The sequence below is a fragment of the Coriobacteriaceae bacterium genome, assembly GCA_025992705.1.
Classification (GTDB): Bacteria; Actinomycetota; Coriobacteriia; order Coriobacteriales; family QAMH01; genus QAMH01.
This window is the reverse complement of the sequence record DAJPGJ010000001.1, coordinates 1,274,425-1,289,648: the sequence shown is the minus strand read 5'-3', so window position 1 is coordinate 1,289,648 and position 15,224 is coordinate 1,274,425. Positions and strand designations below refer to the sequence as shown.

The window sequence follows — 15,224 nt, the reverse complement described above, 5'->3', positions numbered from 1 at the left end:
AGTTGATATTAGAAAGGCACGAGGGAAAGATGCATGGACGCAGACGGTGTCAATGAATTGGAACGAGCTGGACTCGATTTGAGGCGCGATGCGGATGGACTCATCCTCGAAGGTGATGGCATGCGCCTGCGCGCGAGCTTCGATGATATGAAGCGACGTCTGCTTCACGGCAGGCTCAACGGCGAGCTTCTCGTGCGTGCCGCACGCGTCAAGGGCGTTGCAGCGCCGACGCTCGTAGATGCGACGGCCGGCCTCGGACAGGACTCCCTGCTGCTTGCGGCTGCCGGCTTCTCCGTGACGCTGCTCGAATGCAATTCAATCATCGCCGCGATGCTCGCCGATGCTGTCGAGCAAGCACGGCGTGACCCGGAGCTTGCGGACGTTGCCGGGCGCATGCGGGTTATCGAAGGCGACAGTTTGAAAGCCTTGCGCGAGCTTTCGACGCCGCCCGATGTCGTCTATCTTGATCCGATGTTTCCCGGACGCAGCAAGAGTGCTGCGGTGAAGAAGAAGTTTCAGCTCCTGCATCGGCTCGAGGCACCCTGCGAGGATGAGACGGCGCTACTCGAGGCGGCACGCGCTGCCCATCCGCGCAAGATCGTCATCAAGCGACCGGTCAAGGGGTCATACCTCGCGGGCATTAAACCCGACTACACGTTACAGGGCAAGGCCGTGCGCTACGATTGCATCGTCATGGCGCGTGAGTCTTGACGCGGGAATAAAGTGGCGCAAGTATAGACGACATGTTTCATATGTAAGTGAGGAGTGGTCATGAGCAACGATTGCATTTTCTGCAAACTTGTCGCAGGAGAGGTTCCGTCCACCAAGGTGTACGAAGACGAATACGTGTATGCGTTCGACGATATCGAGCCCGAAGCTCCCGTTCACGTGCTCGTCGTCCCCAAGACGCACTACCATGAGCTTAACGACGAAGTGCCCGCAGAGGCTCTCGGTCATATCATGGCGGCAATTCCCAAGGTCGCCAAGATCAAGGGCGTCAACGAGTCGGGTTTCCGCTGCATTATCAATGTTGGTCCGGATTCTGCTCAGACAGTGCCGCATATGCACGTGCACGTCATCGGCGGTGCCAAGATGGGTCGCTCGACCTTCGAAGGTTCCTGGCGCGAATAGGCTCGCGAACGCAATCGAATGCCTTTCGGTGGGGCACGTGGCCGCTTGGGTCGCGTGCCCCTTTGCATGCCCTCGCATCTGCGCTATCATACGCCGAGCATGCGAGCATGGTGGTGGCGACACCCGTACGCCTCGGGGCCGCACACGCATATGCCGTGCCCCATGTGCCATAGGGCATCACATTGCCCACGTACAGAGCTTGTATTCGAAGAGAAACGGGACTCGCATATGACGTACAAGGAAAAGCTCCAACAGGCAAATAGGGAGGCGCTGGCTGCTGTCATCGGCCTGGTTGCGACCATCATCGTATGGGCGTTGCTCGGCTTCGGCGTGGCGCAGACGGGCATAGTCGTCTTCTCCACGCCGCTTTGGGTTATCACTGGCTGCTTCGGCACCTTCGTTTTTGCCGTTGTCTTGTCAATTATCATGGCGAAGTTCGTCATGCATGACGTTGGCCTTGAAGATGGTGAAGGGGAGGGGGCCGACAATGGAAGGTAATCCCCTTACTCTCATACCCGTTCTCATCTTCTTGCTCGTTACATTTGCGGTCGTCATGAGCATTGGTAGGTTCAGGGCGTTGCAGGGCGGCAGTTTTGTCTCCGAGTACTTCATCGGAAATCGAAGCCTCGGCGGTTTCGTGCTCGCCATGACCACCATCGCAACGTACGGCTCGGTTAGCTCGTTCGTTGGTGGACCAGGACAGGCCTGGTCCGTAGGCTGGGGCTGGGTGTACATGTCGGCCGTCCAGGTGACCGCGCTCTTCCTGCTCTTCGGCATCCTGGGCAAGAAGCTCGCCCTCATCAGCCGCAAGATTGGAGCCGTCACCGTCATCGACGTGCTGCGTGCGCGTTACAAGTCGGATGCCATCGCCAACATCTCCGCTGTCATTATTCTGCTCTTCTTTGCCGCGATGATGGTTGCCCAGTTCGTCGGTGGTGCCAAGCTCTTCGAGTCTGTTACGGGATACAGCTACGTCATCGGCTTGCTGATTTTCGGCATCGTCGTCATCTCGTACACGACGGTTGGCGGCTTTCGTGGCGTGGCGATAACGGATGCCATCTGCGGCGTCATGATGATCGTCGGCATCGTCATCCTTGCGGCGGGTATTCTCATCGCTGGTGGCGGCTACGAGAACATCATGAATACGATCATGGTGGAGAATCCGGGCATGATGGATCCGCTTTCCGACGGGCAGATGCCCATCGGACTGTACGTGACGCAGTGGTTGCTCGTGGGCGTGCTCACGTTCTGTCTGCCGCAATCCGTCGTGCGCTGTATGGGGTTCAAGGACGAGAAGGCCCTTAAGAACGCCATGGTCGTCGGCACGGTCATCATCGGCTTGATGATGATTTGCGTCACCTCGCTCGGTGTGCTTTCCAAGGGTGTGCTTCCCGGGTCCCTTGACGAATATGGCGGCTCGGTAGATAACATCATCCCATCTGCAATCATGAATAGTCTTCCTGCCTGGCTCGCCGGCATAGCTATCGTGGGGCCAATCGCCGCATCGATTTCCACGGTCTCTTCGCTGCTCATCAGCTCTTCCTCGTCCATCATCAAAGACATGTACATGCATCATTGCGAGAAGAGCGGCAGGTCAGTCGCAGAAACACGCATTTCGACCCTTTCCCGCATCTTCACGTATGCCGTTGGCATCATCGTGCTCGTGATCGCCATAGCGCCACCCGATGTCATCTGGAAGATCAACATGTTCGCTTTCGGTGGTCTCGAGACGGCATTTTGCTGGGTGTTCGTGATGGGACTGTTCTGGAAGAAGGCACATGCCTGGGGTGCCCTTGCCTCGATGGTTGGAGGCGTGGCAGCGTACTGCATCACGATGGCGATGGGTTTCAAGCTCTTCGACCTGCACCAGATCGTCATCGGAGCAAGCCTTTCGCTCGTGCTCATGCTTGTGTTCTCATGGCTGGGAACATGGCGAGACAAACGGCGGGGCGTTGTCGACCAACCTGACGGGGTTTTCTTCGTCGCCTAAGGGGCGCGGATAGCATCTCTCACCTCGATGGTCGCTTCCCGACGGACCGCTCCGCGGAGACGTCGGGCAGGCCGTCTCGCCTCGATGGTCGCTCCCCGACGGCTCACTTCGTGATCCTTTCGGCTCGCTCCCTTGGACCTCGGCTCGATGGCCTACCCGACGCTAGGTTACGTGATGGTGCGCTCCCTTAGACCTCGGTTCGAGACGCTATCCGCGCTTGGGTAAAGGTGCAGACCTCGGCTTGGCGCGTTATCCGCGCTTGGTTTTATTCGCACGCCGTGTTGCCTGTCCGCAAGCATTTGACAAGATAAATGCCGTACAATGCGACGCATGGATATCAAGACCGCGCGCATGCTCAATGCCCTTACCAGCGACTTTTACGTTAACTGTGCCGCTTCCTTCGCGCAGACGAGGACGCGTTCCTGGCGCGGCTGGGAGCGTTGCATCAACGCGATTCCCGATGCGCTTGCCAAACCCGAACTATTCGTCCTCGACCTTGGTTGCGGTACCCTTCGTTTCGAGGATTTTCTCCAGGCAAATACGCGTGCACGCCTGAACATATATGGTGTTGACGCCTGTCCGCAGCTCCTCGCAAAAGATCACGATGTGCATTTCATCGATATGGACATCGTGTCTAGATTATGGGATGGAACGCTTCGGTCATGCTTGCATGATGTGTCCGAATGTGACATAAGCTGCGCATTCGGCCTCATGCATCACATACCGGGCGCGCAAGCCCGTCAGGCACTTCTCGATGCAATGCTCGAAAAGACGAAACCACAGGGATACCTTCTCATCTCGTTCTGGCAATTCGAACGCGATGCACGCTTGGCACGCAAGGCGGCTCGTGCGACGCATCTTGCCCTTGAACGCTGCCCTAACCTGCAACTTGACGAGAATGATTGGCTGCTCGACTGGCAAAGCGAGCCCGAAACCTGGCGCTACTGTCACAGCTTCACCGAGGCCGAAATTGACGCGTTCGTCAGTCACGTAGCCGACAGGGTGCAACTCATCGATCGCTTCAACGCCGATGGTCCCAATGACGACCTCAATTGCTACCTCGTGCTTCGACGTATATAGACAGCATAAGCGCGGACAGCGCGCCGAGCCGAGGTCTAAGGGAGCGAGCCGAAAGGACCACGAAGTGGGCCGTCGGGGAGCGACCATCGAGGCGAGGCGTGCTGCCCACGCGCTTTGTATCGCGCTAAAATCGTGCATCATGTACGAAGTACTCGTTGACATACTCGATGCCATACGTGCCCAAGGGGAGCTTGACGCCCTTGCACTTGGCCAGATCCTCAATCGCCATAACAAGCGGGCCGGCACACGTGAGCGCAAGTATTCCAAGAAGCGTTTGCTGCCATATTATCTCAAGCTCAAGGAAGAAGATTCGGCTGCCTGGGCGCAGCTCGGCGTTGACGAGGGGCTCGAACGTCAGCTCTTCGTGACGCTGCGCATGAAACCGCGCCGTACGGCAAGTGGTGTCGCCACCATCACGGTAATCACCAAGCCCGCGCCTTGCTCGGGCAACTGCCTGTATTGTCCCAATGACGTGCGCATGCCCAAGAGCTACCTGCATCGCGAGCCGGCCTGTCAGCGCGCCGAGCGCAATTACTTCGATCCCTACTTGCAAGTTGCCTCGCGTCTACGTGCGCTTACGCAGATGGGGCATGCTTGTGACAAGATCGAGCTCATCATTCTCGGTGGCTCCTGGACCGATTACCCGCAGGGCTATCAGACCTGGTTCATGACGGAGCTCTTTCGTGCGCTCAACGAGGCGCCTGTCTCAGATGAAAAGCTGAGGATTCGACGCGAACGCTATCGTATGGCTGGTATCGACGGACGTGACAAGGTTCTCGAAGAGCAAACTCGTGAGGTTCAGAGCCAGGTAAACGAAGGTCTGCTCGACTATAACGAAGCCATCGGTAGCCTCTACGGTACGGAAAGTCCGTGGGAGCGTATCGCATCGTGGCAGACGGCTGACCTTGTCGAGCTTGGCGAGCAACAGCATATCAACGAACACGGTGCGCACCGCGTCGTCGGGCTCGTCGTCGAGACGCGTCCCGAGGCCCTCGATGTGGCGACGCTTGCGCGATTACGTCTGCTCGGATGCACGAAAGTGCAAATCGGCGTGCAAAGCCTGCGTCCGGAGGTCCTCGCGCTCAACAATCGCCCTGCAAGCGAAGATTCCCTGCGTCGTGCCTTCGAGCTGCTGCGCATCTTCGGCTTCAAGATTCATACGCACTTCATGCTTAACCTGTATGGCTCCGACGCAGAGGGTGACAGGAGCGATTACGAGCGTTTCGTGGGCGATGTCGCCTTCCAGCCCGATGAGGTCAAGCTCTATCCCTGCGTGCTCGTGGAAGGAACGGGGCTTGTAGCCAAGCATGATGCGGGGGAGTGGCGTCCTTATAGCGAAGACGAGCTCATCGCCCTGCTTGCGCACGATATATGCGTGACCCCAACGTTCACGCGCGTCTCGCGCATGATTCGTGACATATCGGCGCAGGATATCATTGCCGGCAGCAAGAAAACGAACCTGCGTCAAATGGTCGAGGCTTCCGAGATCCTGCACGATCAGGCGGTACGCGAGATTCGCTACCGCGAAATCGCCGGCGAGGAGGTCGACACCAATGATTTGCGACTCGACGAAGTCGCCTACGAGACGACGAATACGAGTGAGCGCTTCTTGCAATGGGTGACGCCGCAGGGAAAGATCGTCGGCTTTCTGCGTCTGTCACTACCGCATGTGGAATATATGACCATTCATACAAGCGAACTGCCCGAGGAACTTGGCTGTGCAATGATTCGCGAGGTACACGTCTACGGGCAAGTCGCGAACTTGCATCGGGTCGATGGCAGTGCGCAGCACTTGGGGCTGGGTAAACAGCTCGTCGAGCGGGCCTGCGCCATCGCGCGTGATGCGGGGTTTACCCGCATCAACGTCATCAGTTCCGTTGGGACGCGTGACTACTATCGCAAGCTCGGCTTCGTGGATGGCACGCTCTATCAGACGCGGGATGTCTAGTCGTCGAATCCCCACATGCGGACTTCTGGCTCGAGTTTGACGCCGGAGTCGGCGAAGACGGCGTTTTGCACGTCCTCGATGACCTGGCGCACGTCGCGGGCGGTTGCCGTACCCATGTTGACGACGAAACCGCAATGCTTGGAAGAGACCTGTGCACCGCCACGGGTGTGTCCGCGCATGCCCGCATCATCGATGAGCTTGCCGGCATAGTGTCCAAGCGGTCGCTTGAAGGTGGAACCGGCGCTGCCGAGCTCGAGGGGCTGCTTGGCGCAGCGCTGCTCGGTGAGCTCGTCCATGCGAGCGCGAATCTGCTTCTTGTCCCAGGGCACGAGCTGAAGCGTTGCCTCGAGGATGATGTAGCCCTCATCCGACATCATGGAATGACGATAGCGCCAGTCTGCCTCAGATGCGGGAACGGTGATGATGCGCCCATCCGGGGTCAGGCACTGGACCTCGATGCATACGTGGGCGAACTCTCCGTCATAGGCGCCTGCGTTCATGATGGCGGCACCGCCGATGCTGCCGGGAATGCCGCTGGCAAATTCGTAGCCCGTGAGCCCTGCCGCGCAAGCTGCCTCGGCGACCTGCTCGTTCGTGGCACCTGCCTTGGCGATGAGCCGCGTGCCATCAATGCGGATATCGCAAAAGTGCTCGCCGAGACATATGCACACGCCCGAGAGGCCGGCATCTGCGACGAGAAGGTCGCTGCCGCAGCCGATGACATGCCAGGGAGCGTTTGCCGTACGGCATGCCTCGAGGATGGCGACGAGCTCGTCAACAGAGGCAATCGAGATGAAGAAGTCAACGGGACCGCCCACCTTGAAGGTGGTGTGCTTGCTCATGGGCTCGTTGGCCTGGAGCCTCTCGGCATCGATTGCATTTGTGAGCATGCGGGCAAGTGTATCTGTATCCATGGAATAACCTTCGTTGTCATCGTATTGCTTGTACGCATGATACCCGACAATGTCCCGGCTATGAGCTACAATACCCGCCCGTGACCAATTTAGCCGGAAGGGACGTCTCATGATTGCAGAGTACAAGAACGACAAGGTCGCGCTTCTCAGTGCGCTCGAGCAAGCCGATGCCAACCTGCACGCTCATGTCGCCACCTACGCCGTCATCGAGACCGAAGACCCTGCCATGCCATTCGAGATCTGCCTCGTGCACGATTGCGGCAATGAGGATGACGCGTCCCGTCTGCTCAACGAGCGTCTCTTCGATCGCGCCTTTCTCGATTTCGGTTACAAGGAGGTGCGTGGCGAGGACAACCTCGAGGGTGTTGTCTATGCACCCATCGAGGAACTTTTCACCGACAAGGTATGCATCGGCGTCGCACCGCGCTCGATGTTCGATGACGACTTGTCACGCGTGCGTATGGCGCGTGGTGCCGAGGAGGAAGAAGTCGAGGAGACCGACGATGTGATGCGCTTCGTCCACTTCCTGAAGGCGATTGACGGTCGTGTAATTGACGGCGCTCCTGCCCGTACGCTCGCTGCCGAGGATGTCGCGCAGGTATGCGGTCTTCTCTTCAAGTACGTGACGGGTACTGATGGCAGTGCGCAGTGCGTGGTGGCCTTTCAGCGCACGCAGCGTATGTGGATTCAGCAAAAGTCGAGCTACCTGCTCTTTGACGGTGCCCAAAGCGAGCCGCAAGCGTTTGCGAGCCGCTCTATCCGCGTGGGGACGACCTTCGACTTCGTGCTCTTCGGCGACAATGTCTTCTTCCGCAACTTGCGCGCGCTCGAGATACTGTTCAAGTTCAACAAGCTCGTGAGCCAACGCGCCAAGGACTATGCAGATACACTCGACGGCATCGTCGCCGATTTCGAGAAGCTCGATGAGCGCATCGACGCAAGCAGGGGCGTGGCAAACAAGCTTCTCAAGATGCAGCGCGAGGGTTCGCCTGTTGCAGAGCTTGAGCCCGAGGAGCTCGAGATGCGTGCCAATCGTATCGCGTACTACAGCCGCAAGCTCAAGTTCAACGAGGACGGCAAAATCATGCTTACGACCAACCGCGAGGTTAACGACTTCCTGCGCATGCTCAATGACGACTTTCTTGTTTCACCACTTACCCAGGAGGAGTACGAAGCGCGCTCGAAGAAGCCCCTCGGTCGCGATAACGAATAAGCGGGCAGGTGGGACAAGGGGACAGGTCATTTGTCCCACCTGAAAAAATGAGACAGTTGCTCTGAGCAACTGTCTCATTTTGCATCTCTGGCCGAAATGGCGAGTCCGCTAGTCGATCGTGACGACCCAGCCTTCAGGACCTTCGATTTCGCCGCTTTGGATACCGGTGAGCGTCTCGCGCAGCTTGGTCATGACGGGGCCGGGCTTCTCCATTCCGCTGATTTCGATGACCTCGTCGTTGTAGGTGATTTTGCCGACGGGGCTGATGACGGCTGCCGTACCGCACAGGCCGGCCTCGACGAAGTCACCGGCCTCGACCTCGCTCATCTTGACGGGGCGCTCGTCGACCTTCATGCCGAGCATGTCGCGTGCGACGACCACGAGCGAGCGACGCGTGATGGAAGGCAGGATGGAGTCCGTATGGCTTTGCGGAACGACGAGCGTGCCCTCCTTGTTCACGAAGATGATGTTGGCGCCGCCGGCTTCTTCCACGTAGGTGCGGCTCTGCGAATCGAGGTAGAGGTTCTCGGCAAAGCCGTTGGCATGGGCCTCGACGTTGGCCTGGAGGCTCATCGCGTAGTTGAGGCCCGCCTTGATGTTGCCGGTGCCGCGCGGTGCGGCGCGATCGTAGGCGCTCACGCAGATGTGGATAGGCACGGCGCCGCCCTTGTAGTACGGGCCGACAGGCGTGACAAGAATGCGGAACTGGTATTCGTCGGCCGGCTTGACACCGATGACCTTGCCCGATGCAAACATGAAGGGACGGATGTAGAGCGTGGCACCGCTCCCGAAGGGCGGGACCCAGGCCTCGTTTGCCTTGACGACTTCCTTGACGGCTTCGATGAAGCGCTCCTTGGGGAAGGGCGGCATGCAGAGACGTTCCGCGGTCTCGTACATGCGCTCGGCGTTGAGGTCGGGGCGGAAGCAGACGATCGACCCGTCTTCGGTCGTGTATGCCTTGAGGCCCTCGAAGCATTCCTGGCAGTAGTGTAGAATGCCGGCGCATTCGCTTATGGTGATGTTGTGGTCGGGCGTAAGCTCACCTGCGCCCCAGGCACCGTCCTTGTACTCGCAGACGTAGCTGAAGTCAGTCTCCATGTAGCTGAAGCTAAGCTCGCCCCAATCCAGGTCCTTCTTCTGCGTCACGGCAATCATCTCCATCCATCGGCCGTGTGTTCACGTAGCCATTGATTCTATAGCAAATGTCTTCGCGTGCGCCCTTCTTTTGATGGACGAAACGAGGGTTTAACCTTTACTTCTCGCGGTTGTAGTTGATGAGGCATCCTGCCTTGACGATGGCACGCTCCTCGCTTGTCATGTCGGCGATCGACAGTTCGATCTCTCGTGCGCCTGCATCGCCGATGACGAAGGCGCGGATATGCGAGAGGTCGCCATCGAGCGCGTCGCGGATGCCCGGCACGAAAACCCAGTCGCCCACGTTGAGAAGCTCGACATCGCCGGCGTATTGGAAGGGCAGCATGCCCCAGTTCATGCAGTTGCTGCGATAGCGTTTGGTGGCGTATTCCTCGACGATGTTGGCCAACGCACCGAGCACGCGCTGGCAGCTCGCCGCCTGCTCGCGTGCTGAGCCGTCGCCCGGCTTACGTGCGTAGATGGTCGATCCGATCTCGATACTGCTCGCATCGACGTTTTCGAAGCCCGTGATGCCGTGGATGGCCTCGTAGATTGCGGAAAGCTCGTCGGGCAGTTCGCCGGCCAGGCGCGCCTGCTCGAAGTCACGCACTTGCTTGGCGCGACGTACGTAGTCGGGATCGCGGCGTGAGAGCGTGAACTCGGCAAGTCCCAGAGGGTTGGAGCGATACGAGGAGGTCTCTCCGCTCGGGATGAGCTCGTCGGTCGTCGTGACCTCGTCCTCGATCTTGGAGACGATCCGCAGCAGGATGTTGTCGGCCAACGGCTCTTGCTCGGGCCAGTCCTTGATGTTGGGACCGTAGCGCAGCTCCTGCTCCTCATTGGCCTTGCCGAATCCCCAGTACACGCGAGATTGATAGGCGCGGTCGTCGTAGTTGTAGGCGGGGATATCGCCCCAGCAGTCAAGCTCGGTCGCGCTCGTGAGCTTTCCGCCGTTGGCGGCCGTTGCCGCAATCGAGCGGGCATCCATGAGCGCGACGGCGGCCATCTGGCCGTTTTGCGGCTTGGAACCCTCTCGATTGGGGAAGTTGCGCGTCGCGTGACGTATGGACAGGGCATTGTGCGCCGGGGTGTCACCCGCGCCAAAGCACGGGCCGCAAAACGCCGTGCGCACGATGGCGCCGGCATCCATGAGGTCGGCGAGCAGCCCCTTGCGGTCGAGGTCGATGAAGACCGGCTGTGAAGAGGGATATACCGAAAGGTAGAACTCATCGTAGCCGGTTGAGGCACCCTTGAGTGCATGGGCGGCTTCGACGATGTTGCTGTAGGTGCCGCCGGCACATCCGGCGATGACGCCTTGCTGGCATGCGAGCTTGCCGTCGCTCGTCACCTTGTCGAGCAGGCTGAAGTGTGCGCGTCCCTCGGCGACCTTCTCGGCAGCAAGTTCCGTTTCGCGCAGGATGTCCTCGAGGTTCTCGTAGAGCGCGTCGATCGTATAGGCATTAGAAGGATGGAAGGGCAGAGCGATCATGGGCTTGATTGCTGAGAGGTCGACCTCGACGAGCGCATCGTAGTAGGCGACATGTGCGGGCTTGAGCTCGCGGTAGTCATCGTCGCGTTTGTGCAGGTCAAGCCATGCCTTGGTGTCGTCGTCGGTTTGCCAGATGCTCGACAGGCAGGTTGTTTCGGTCGTCATGACGTCAATGCCGTTGCGGTAGTCGGTGGGAAGCGACGCGATGCCAGGGCCGACGAACTCCATGACCTTGTTCTTCACGAAGCCGGATTTGTAGACGGCGCTCACGATGGCAAGCGCCACGTCCATCGGTCCGACGCCGGGCTGAGGTGCGCCCGTGAGGTAGATCGCTACGACATCGGGATAGGCGATGTCGTAGGTATCGCCAAGCAGTTGCTTGTCGAGCTCGCCACCGCCCTCGCCGATGGCCATCGTGCCAAGTGCACCGTAGCGGGTGTGGGAATCGCTGCCGAGGATCATCTTGCCGCAACCGGCGAAGTTCTCGCGCATGAACTGGTGGATGACGGCGATATGAGGCGGCACGTAGATGCCGCCGTACTTCTTGGCCGCGGACAAACCGAAGAAGTGGTCATCGTCGTTGATCGTGCCACCCACGGCGCATAGCGAGTTATGGCAGCAGGTGAGCACGTAGGGCAGGGGAAAGCGCTCCATGCCAGACGCGCGCGCGGTCTGAATGATGCCAACGTAGGTGATGTCGTGGCTTGCCATCGCGTCGAATTTGATGCGAAGGTGCTCAGGATTGTCCGTGATGGTATGTGACGTGAGTATGCGATGGGCAATCGTGCCCTCATGTGCCTTGTCGCGCTCAGCAGAGGTGATGCCTAGCTGTTCGAGGCGTTCTTGCTCATCCTCCAAGACGAGCTGTGTGCCATCGATAAGGTAGGCGCCTTTGTCAGTGAGCTTAACCATGGATAGTCCTTCCGCTTCGATGCCGTCACCTGTTTTGACGTGCGTTTTTTGACCCAATCCCATACGTGTAATGGTATAGTTAACACTCGATTGTACTAAAGCGCTCTGGAATATCCTATGGAACTTGGCCAAACACTTCCCATATGGAGCATCATCCCCTTCGCGGGCATGTTGCTGTCCATTGCCATCTTCCCGCTCGTGAAGGCCGAGTGGTGGGAGAAGCACCAGCTGCTCGTCGCCCTCGCGTGGGCGCTGCTGTTCCTCGTGCCCTTCGTCTTCGCCTACGGGGCCGAGGTCACGGCCGAGCAGCTCGCCGAGGTCGTCATCGGCGACTACATTCCCTTCATCGTGCTCCTGCTCGGGCTCTACGTCGTGGCCGGCGGCATACACGTGGGAGGCACCATCGCCGGTACGACGAGAAACAACGTCATCATGCTGCTCATCGGCACGCTGCTGGCGAGCTGGGTCGGCACCACCGGCGCGGCCATGCTGCTCATACGGCCGCTTTTGCGCGCCAACCTGTGGCGCAAGTACCGCGCGCACATCGTCGTCTTCTTCATCTTCCTGGTCGCAAACGCCGGCGGCTGCCTCACGCCGCTGGGCGATCCGCCGCTGTTCCTCGGCTACCTGCGCGGCGTGCCGTTCTTCTGGACGCTGCAACACATCTGGCCGCTGCTGCTCGCCAACACCGTCCTGCTCATCGGCCTGTTCGTCGTCGTCGACCGCTACTTCACGCGCCGCGAGCCACGCGAGAGCCGCGAGAAGCTCGAGCTGCTGTCCCGCGCCGACGACCGCGTGCCCATCCACCTGCAGGGCTGGCACAACCTGTTCCTCCTCCTGCTCGTCATCGCGGGCGTCATCCTCAACGGCCTCATCCCGCAGCTCGAGGCGTTCATCGACGCCGAGACGGGGATGACCTTCGGCTTCGGCGTCTTCGGGGTGCACATCGGGGTGGAATACGTCGTCCAGATCGCCCTCATACTGCTGGCCGCCGCCCTGTCCTGGGTCACGACCTCGAAGGACGACCGCTCGCGCAACAACTTCGAGTGGGCGCCCATCGCCGAGGTCGCCAAGCTCTTCATCGGCATCTTCATCACGATGATTCCGGCGCTGGCCATCCTGCGCGCCTACGGCGGATCGCTCGGGCTGGACTCGCCGCTGGGGTTCTTCTGGGCCACCGGCGCGCTGTCGTCGTTCCTCGACAACTCGCCGACCTACGTGGTCTTCCTCACCACGGCCGGGGCCCTGGGCACCGACGCGGCCGGCGCGGTGGCGACTACGGTGGGTTCCGTGGATCCGACGATCCTGCTCGCCATATCGGCCGGCGCGGTGTTCATGGGCGCGGTGACCTACATCGGAAACGCCCCCAACTTCATGGTCAAGAATATCGCCGAGGGCGCCGGCGTCAAGATGCCGAGCTTCTTCGGCTACATCGGCTGGGCGCTCGCGTTCCTCATACCGGTCTTCATCATCGACAGCCTGCTGTTCTTCCTGTAGGACACGAAAGCGCCCCGGCGACATTTGTCTGGTCCCGTCTCTTCGCATCGGTATATCGTCATGGAGTATAATGACATCACGGTCATATCATGAACGGGAGGCTGCCATGTATCGAAACATACTTGTTCCCTTCGACGGATCCGAACCCTCGCAGCGCGCACTTAAAGCCGCCATCGAGATGTCAAGCTCGAGCGTGCCCGTCGTGATCACAGTACTCAAGGTTGCGGCTCCCATGAATTTCGACGACTCGACCTTCGAGGTTGCCGCCCGCATGGCCGGCGTTCCCAAGATCGATGCCGCCGTGTTGAGTGCCACGCGCGACAACTACAACAACGAGCATCGCAAGAGCGTCCAGACGCAGATCCAAGGCTTCTTCGCGAGCGTACCCGACAACATCGACATCCAGATCGTCATCGAAAACGGCCGACCTCAGGATGTTATCTGCGATTATGCAAACGAACATGGCATCGATTGCATCGCCATGGGAAGGCGTGGTCTCGGTGTCATTCGCGCGGCCCTGGGTTCGGTGAGCTCGGCTGTCTTGCGTGGCGTCGACCTACCGGTCCTCGTGGTCAAGTAGCGTACATGACGGGGCGGGACACAGATCTCACGCAGGCGCTCAATCTTGCCGGCAAAACAGGAAACCTCTACCTCTCGCCTGACGAGACCGTCGTGCTGTCTGAGGAGAATCCCCTCGATGTCCCCTTCAAGGTAGGCAAGCATTCCATTCTTCCCTCGGACGCCGTTTCTGATGGCGATGCTGCCTTCGCGCCCAAGACGCAAGATGCGCAGGATGCTCAGTCGGAGATAGCGGAAGAGGCAGGATCGCCGCGCAGGCATCGCGGACTCATCGTTTTCCTCGTTCTGCTCGTCACCTGTGCGCTCGTCGCTGCAGCGGCGTGGTTCATCTACCAGTATCGTCAACATCAGGAGGCACTTGCCGTCCATCCCGTCTGGATGCAGGTAGATGCGCCTGGGTATGACCTTGCCGATTCAAAGATTCCCTTTCATGTCGAGGGTGTGGACATGGACAACAAGGGCGTCGACGTCGTCGCCTTCGTCGGACCAGACGGCACGGGCATCGAGCTTTCGCCCGGTAGCTACGTGATTACCGTTGCATCTTCGCCGCTGCTTGACGATGCGCAATTCTACGAGGTTCCCGACACGCAACTCATGGTCGAGGTGCCTACCGATCTTTCCGAAGGCGAGGTCGTCGAGACAAACTATCCAAAGTTCGAGTTCATGTTCGCCAATCCCGCGGATATCACCGATGAGCAAATCACCCTCGCCTACGATTACGCCATCGAGTCCGGATTCGAGCAGGGCAAAGCGACGGCGTATCGAGACGCTCTCATGCAGAAGCGTGACGAGGCCGCTGCGGTGGCACAAGCTGCAGCCGAGAAGGCCGAGCGCATTACGACGGCGACCGATGCCCTCGAGGTAAAGGCCAAGGAGGCTGGCAGTACGGGGATTGGCTACCAGATCGCCGACCTCGATGGTGACGAGATGCCCGAGCTGCTCATCGCGGGCAATTCCGCTAGCGCCATGGGTGCCGTGTGCTCCGTCTACGCCTACGATGCCTTCTCGCATCAAGTCGTCGAACTGTGCTCGGCGGCCGGTGGTGCCAACCATGATCCCGGTATCTGGTATTCGACCGCGCGTCATGAGGTTGTCTTTGCCACGATGGGTACCAACACGGAAACGTTTAGTTTCTATAGCATCTCGAAGGGTGTGGCCGTGCTCGAATACGACTATACGCATTCCTGGGGTCAGCAGGGCGAGGGTACCGCACCGTCTGAGAGCTTCTTCATCGGGTCTGACCAAATCACGGAGCAGACCTTTGCCGACATGGTCAACGGACTTTCTCGCTTCACGTATCTGCCAAGCCCCACGCTCTAGCGCATCGTGTCGAAGCG

Annotated in this window: 13 protein-coding genes; 10 read left to right on the top strand and 3 right to left on the bottom strand. The window is 59.4% G+C overall.

Annotated elements, in window-relative coordinates; all coding sequences use genetic code 11:
- The first annotated feature begins 33 nt into the window (after positions 1–33).
- The 6 genes from OIM11_05835 (at position 34) to OIM11_05810 (ending at position 6,149) form a co-directional block, all read left to right on the top strand.
- On the top strand, positions 34–711 hold the full coding sequence (locus OIM11_05835) for a class I SAM-dependent methyltransferase (protein HJJ00643.1): 678 nt from the start codon (positions 34–36) through the stop codon (positions 709–711).
- Positions 712–771: 60 nt separating this feature from the next.
- Entirely contained in the window at positions 772–1,131 is a 360-nt protein-coding gene (locus OIM11_05830) for a histidine triad nucleotide-binding protein (protein HJJ00642.1), read from the top strand.
- Between the two features lie 228 nt (positions 1,132–1,359).
- The gene (locus OIM11_05825) at positions 1,360–1,629 is read left to right on the top strand and encodes a DUF997 family protein (GenBank protein ID HJJ00641.1); all 270 of its coding nucleotides are present in this window, start codon (positions 1,360–1,362) and stop codon (positions 1,627–1,629) included.
- Positions 1,619–3,121: a sodium/pantothenate symporter gene (panF, locus tag OIM11_05820; GenBank protein ID HJJ00640.1), complete on the top strand. Its 1,503-nt coding sequence runs from the start codon at positions 1,619–1,621 to the stop codon at positions 3,119–3,121. Before OIM11_05825 ends, panF begins: the two co-directional genes overlap by 11 nt.
- Positions 3,122–3,451: 330 nt before the next feature.
- On the top strand, positions 3,452–4,201 hold the full coding sequence (locus OIM11_05815; protein HJJ00639.1) for a class I SAM-dependent methyltransferase: 750 nt from the start codon (positions 3,452–3,454) through the stop codon (positions 4,199–4,201).
- Positions 4,202–4,340: 139 nt separating this feature from the next.
- Positions 4,341–6,149 carry a tRNA uridine(34) 5-carboxymethylaminomethyl modification radical SAM/GNAT enzyme Elp3 gene (locus OIM11_05810; GenBank protein ID HJJ00638.1) on the top strand — a complete coding sequence of 603 codons (1,809 nt, stop codon included), beginning with the start codon at positions 4,341–4,343 and terminating at the stop codon, positions 6,147–6,149.
- On the opposite strand, the gene murB is transcribed toward OIM11_05810, so the two are convergent.
- Entirely contained in the window at positions 6,146–7,063 is a 918-nt protein-coding gene (gene murB / locus OIM11_05805) for a UDP-N-acetylmuramate dehydrogenase (protein ID HJJ00637.1), read from the bottom strand. The two genes, OIM11_05810 and murB, sit on opposite strands and share 4 nt — an antisense overlap.
- 109 nt (positions 7,064–7,172) lie before the next feature.
- Between murB and OIM11_05800 the strand changes: the two genes are divergently transcribed.
- Positions 7,173–8,276, top strand: coding sequence for a DUF4868 domain-containing protein (locus tag OIM11_05800; GenBank protein HJJ00636.1), 1,104 nt, complete (start codon positions 7,173–7,175; stop codon positions 8,274–8,276).
- A gap of 108 nt (positions 8,277–8,384) precedes the next feature.
- Here OIM11_05800 and OIM11_05795 read toward each other — a convergent pair whose 3' ends face one another.
- On the bottom strand, positions 8,385–9,422 hold the full coding sequence (locus OIM11_05795) for a branched-chain amino acid aminotransferase (protein ID HJJ00635.1): 1,038 nt from the start codon (positions 9,420–9,422) through the stop codon (positions 8,385–8,387).
- 106 nt (positions 9,423–9,528) lie between these two features.
- Positions 9,529–11,811, bottom strand: a complete 2,283-nt coding sequence (locus OIM11_05790; protein HJJ00634.1) for a hydratase — start codon at positions 11,809–11,811, stop codon at positions 9,529–9,531.
- Positions 11,812–11,928: 117 nt separating this feature from the next.
- Here OIM11_05790 and OIM11_05785 point away from each other — a divergent pair, with 117 nt between their 5' ends.
- The 3 genes from OIM11_05785 to OIM11_05775 all read left to right on the top strand — a co-directional run bounded on the left by OIM11_05785 (position 11,929) and on the right by OIM11_05775 (position 15,207).
- Positions 11,929–13,308: a sodium:proton antiporter gene (locus OIM11_05785; protein ID HJJ00633.1), complete on the top strand. Its 1,380-nt coding sequence runs from the start codon at positions 11,929–11,931 to the stop codon at positions 13,306–13,308.
- A 106-nt stretch (positions 13,309–13,414) separates the two neighbouring features.
- On the top strand, positions 13,415–13,888 hold the full coding sequence (locus OIM11_05780) for a universal stress protein (protein ID HJJ00632.1): 474 nt from the start codon (positions 13,415–13,417) through the stop codon (positions 13,886–13,888).
- A gap of 5 nt (positions 13,889–13,893) precedes the next feature.
- Positions 13,894–15,207 (top strand): hypothetical protein, encoded by a 1,314-nt coding sequence (locus OIM11_05775; GenBank protein HJJ00631.1) that lies wholly within the window; start codon positions 13,894–13,896, stop codon positions 15,205–15,207.
- The last annotated feature ends 17 nt before the right edge of the window (positions 15,208–15,224 follow it).

What these genes read in the sequence shown, in the direction of transcription:
- OIM11_05785 (HJJ00633.1), top strand. Translation starts at nt 11,929, where the DNA reads ATGGAACTTGGCCAAACACTTCCCATATGGAGCATCATCCCCTTCGCG.
- panF (HJJ00640.1), top strand. Translation starts at nt 1,619, where the DNA reads ATGGAAGGTAATCCCCTTACTCTCATACCCGTTCTCATCTTCTTGCTC.
- OIM11_05830 (HJJ00642.1), top strand. Translation starts at nt 772, where the DNA reads ATGAGCAACGATTGCATTTTCTGCAAACTTGTCGCAGGAGAGGTTCCG.
- OIM11_05835 (HJJ00643.1), top strand. Translation starts at nt 34, where the DNA reads ATGGACGCAGACGGTGTCAATGAATTGGAACGAGCTGGACTCGATTTG.
- OIM11_05800 (HJJ00636.1), top strand. Translation starts at nt 7,173, where the DNA reads ATGATTGCAGAGTACAAGAACGACAAGGTCGCGCTTCTCAGTGCGCTC.
- OIM11_05810 (HJJ00638.1), top strand. Translation starts at nt 4,341, where the DNA reads ATGTACGAAGTACTCGTTGACATACTCGATGCCATACGTGCCCAAGGG.
- OIM11_05780 (HJJ00632.1), top strand. Translation starts at nt 13,415, where the DNA reads ATGTATCGAAACATACTTGTTCCCTTCGACGGATCCGAACCCTCGCAG.
- OIM11_05815 (HJJ00639.1), top strand. Translation starts at nt 3,452, where the DNA reads ATGGATATCAAGACCGCGCGCATGCTCAATGCCCTTACCAGCGACTTT.
- OIM11_05790 (HJJ00634.1), bottom strand. Translation starts at nt 11,811, where the DNA reads ATGGTTAAGCTCACTGACAAAGGCGCCTACCTTATCGATGGCACACAG.
- OIM11_05775 (HJJ00631.1), top strand. Translation starts at nt 13,894, where the DNA reads ATGACGGGGCGGGACACAGATCTCACGCAGGCGCTCAATCTTGCCGGC.
- murB (HJJ00637.1), bottom strand. Translation starts at nt 7,063, where the DNA reads ATGGATACAGATACACTTGCCCGCATGCTCACAAATGCAATCGATGCC.
- OIM11_05825 (HJJ00641.1), top strand. Translation starts at nt 1,360, where the DNA reads ATGACGTACAAGGAAAAGCTCCAACAGGCAAATAGGGAGGCGCTGGCT.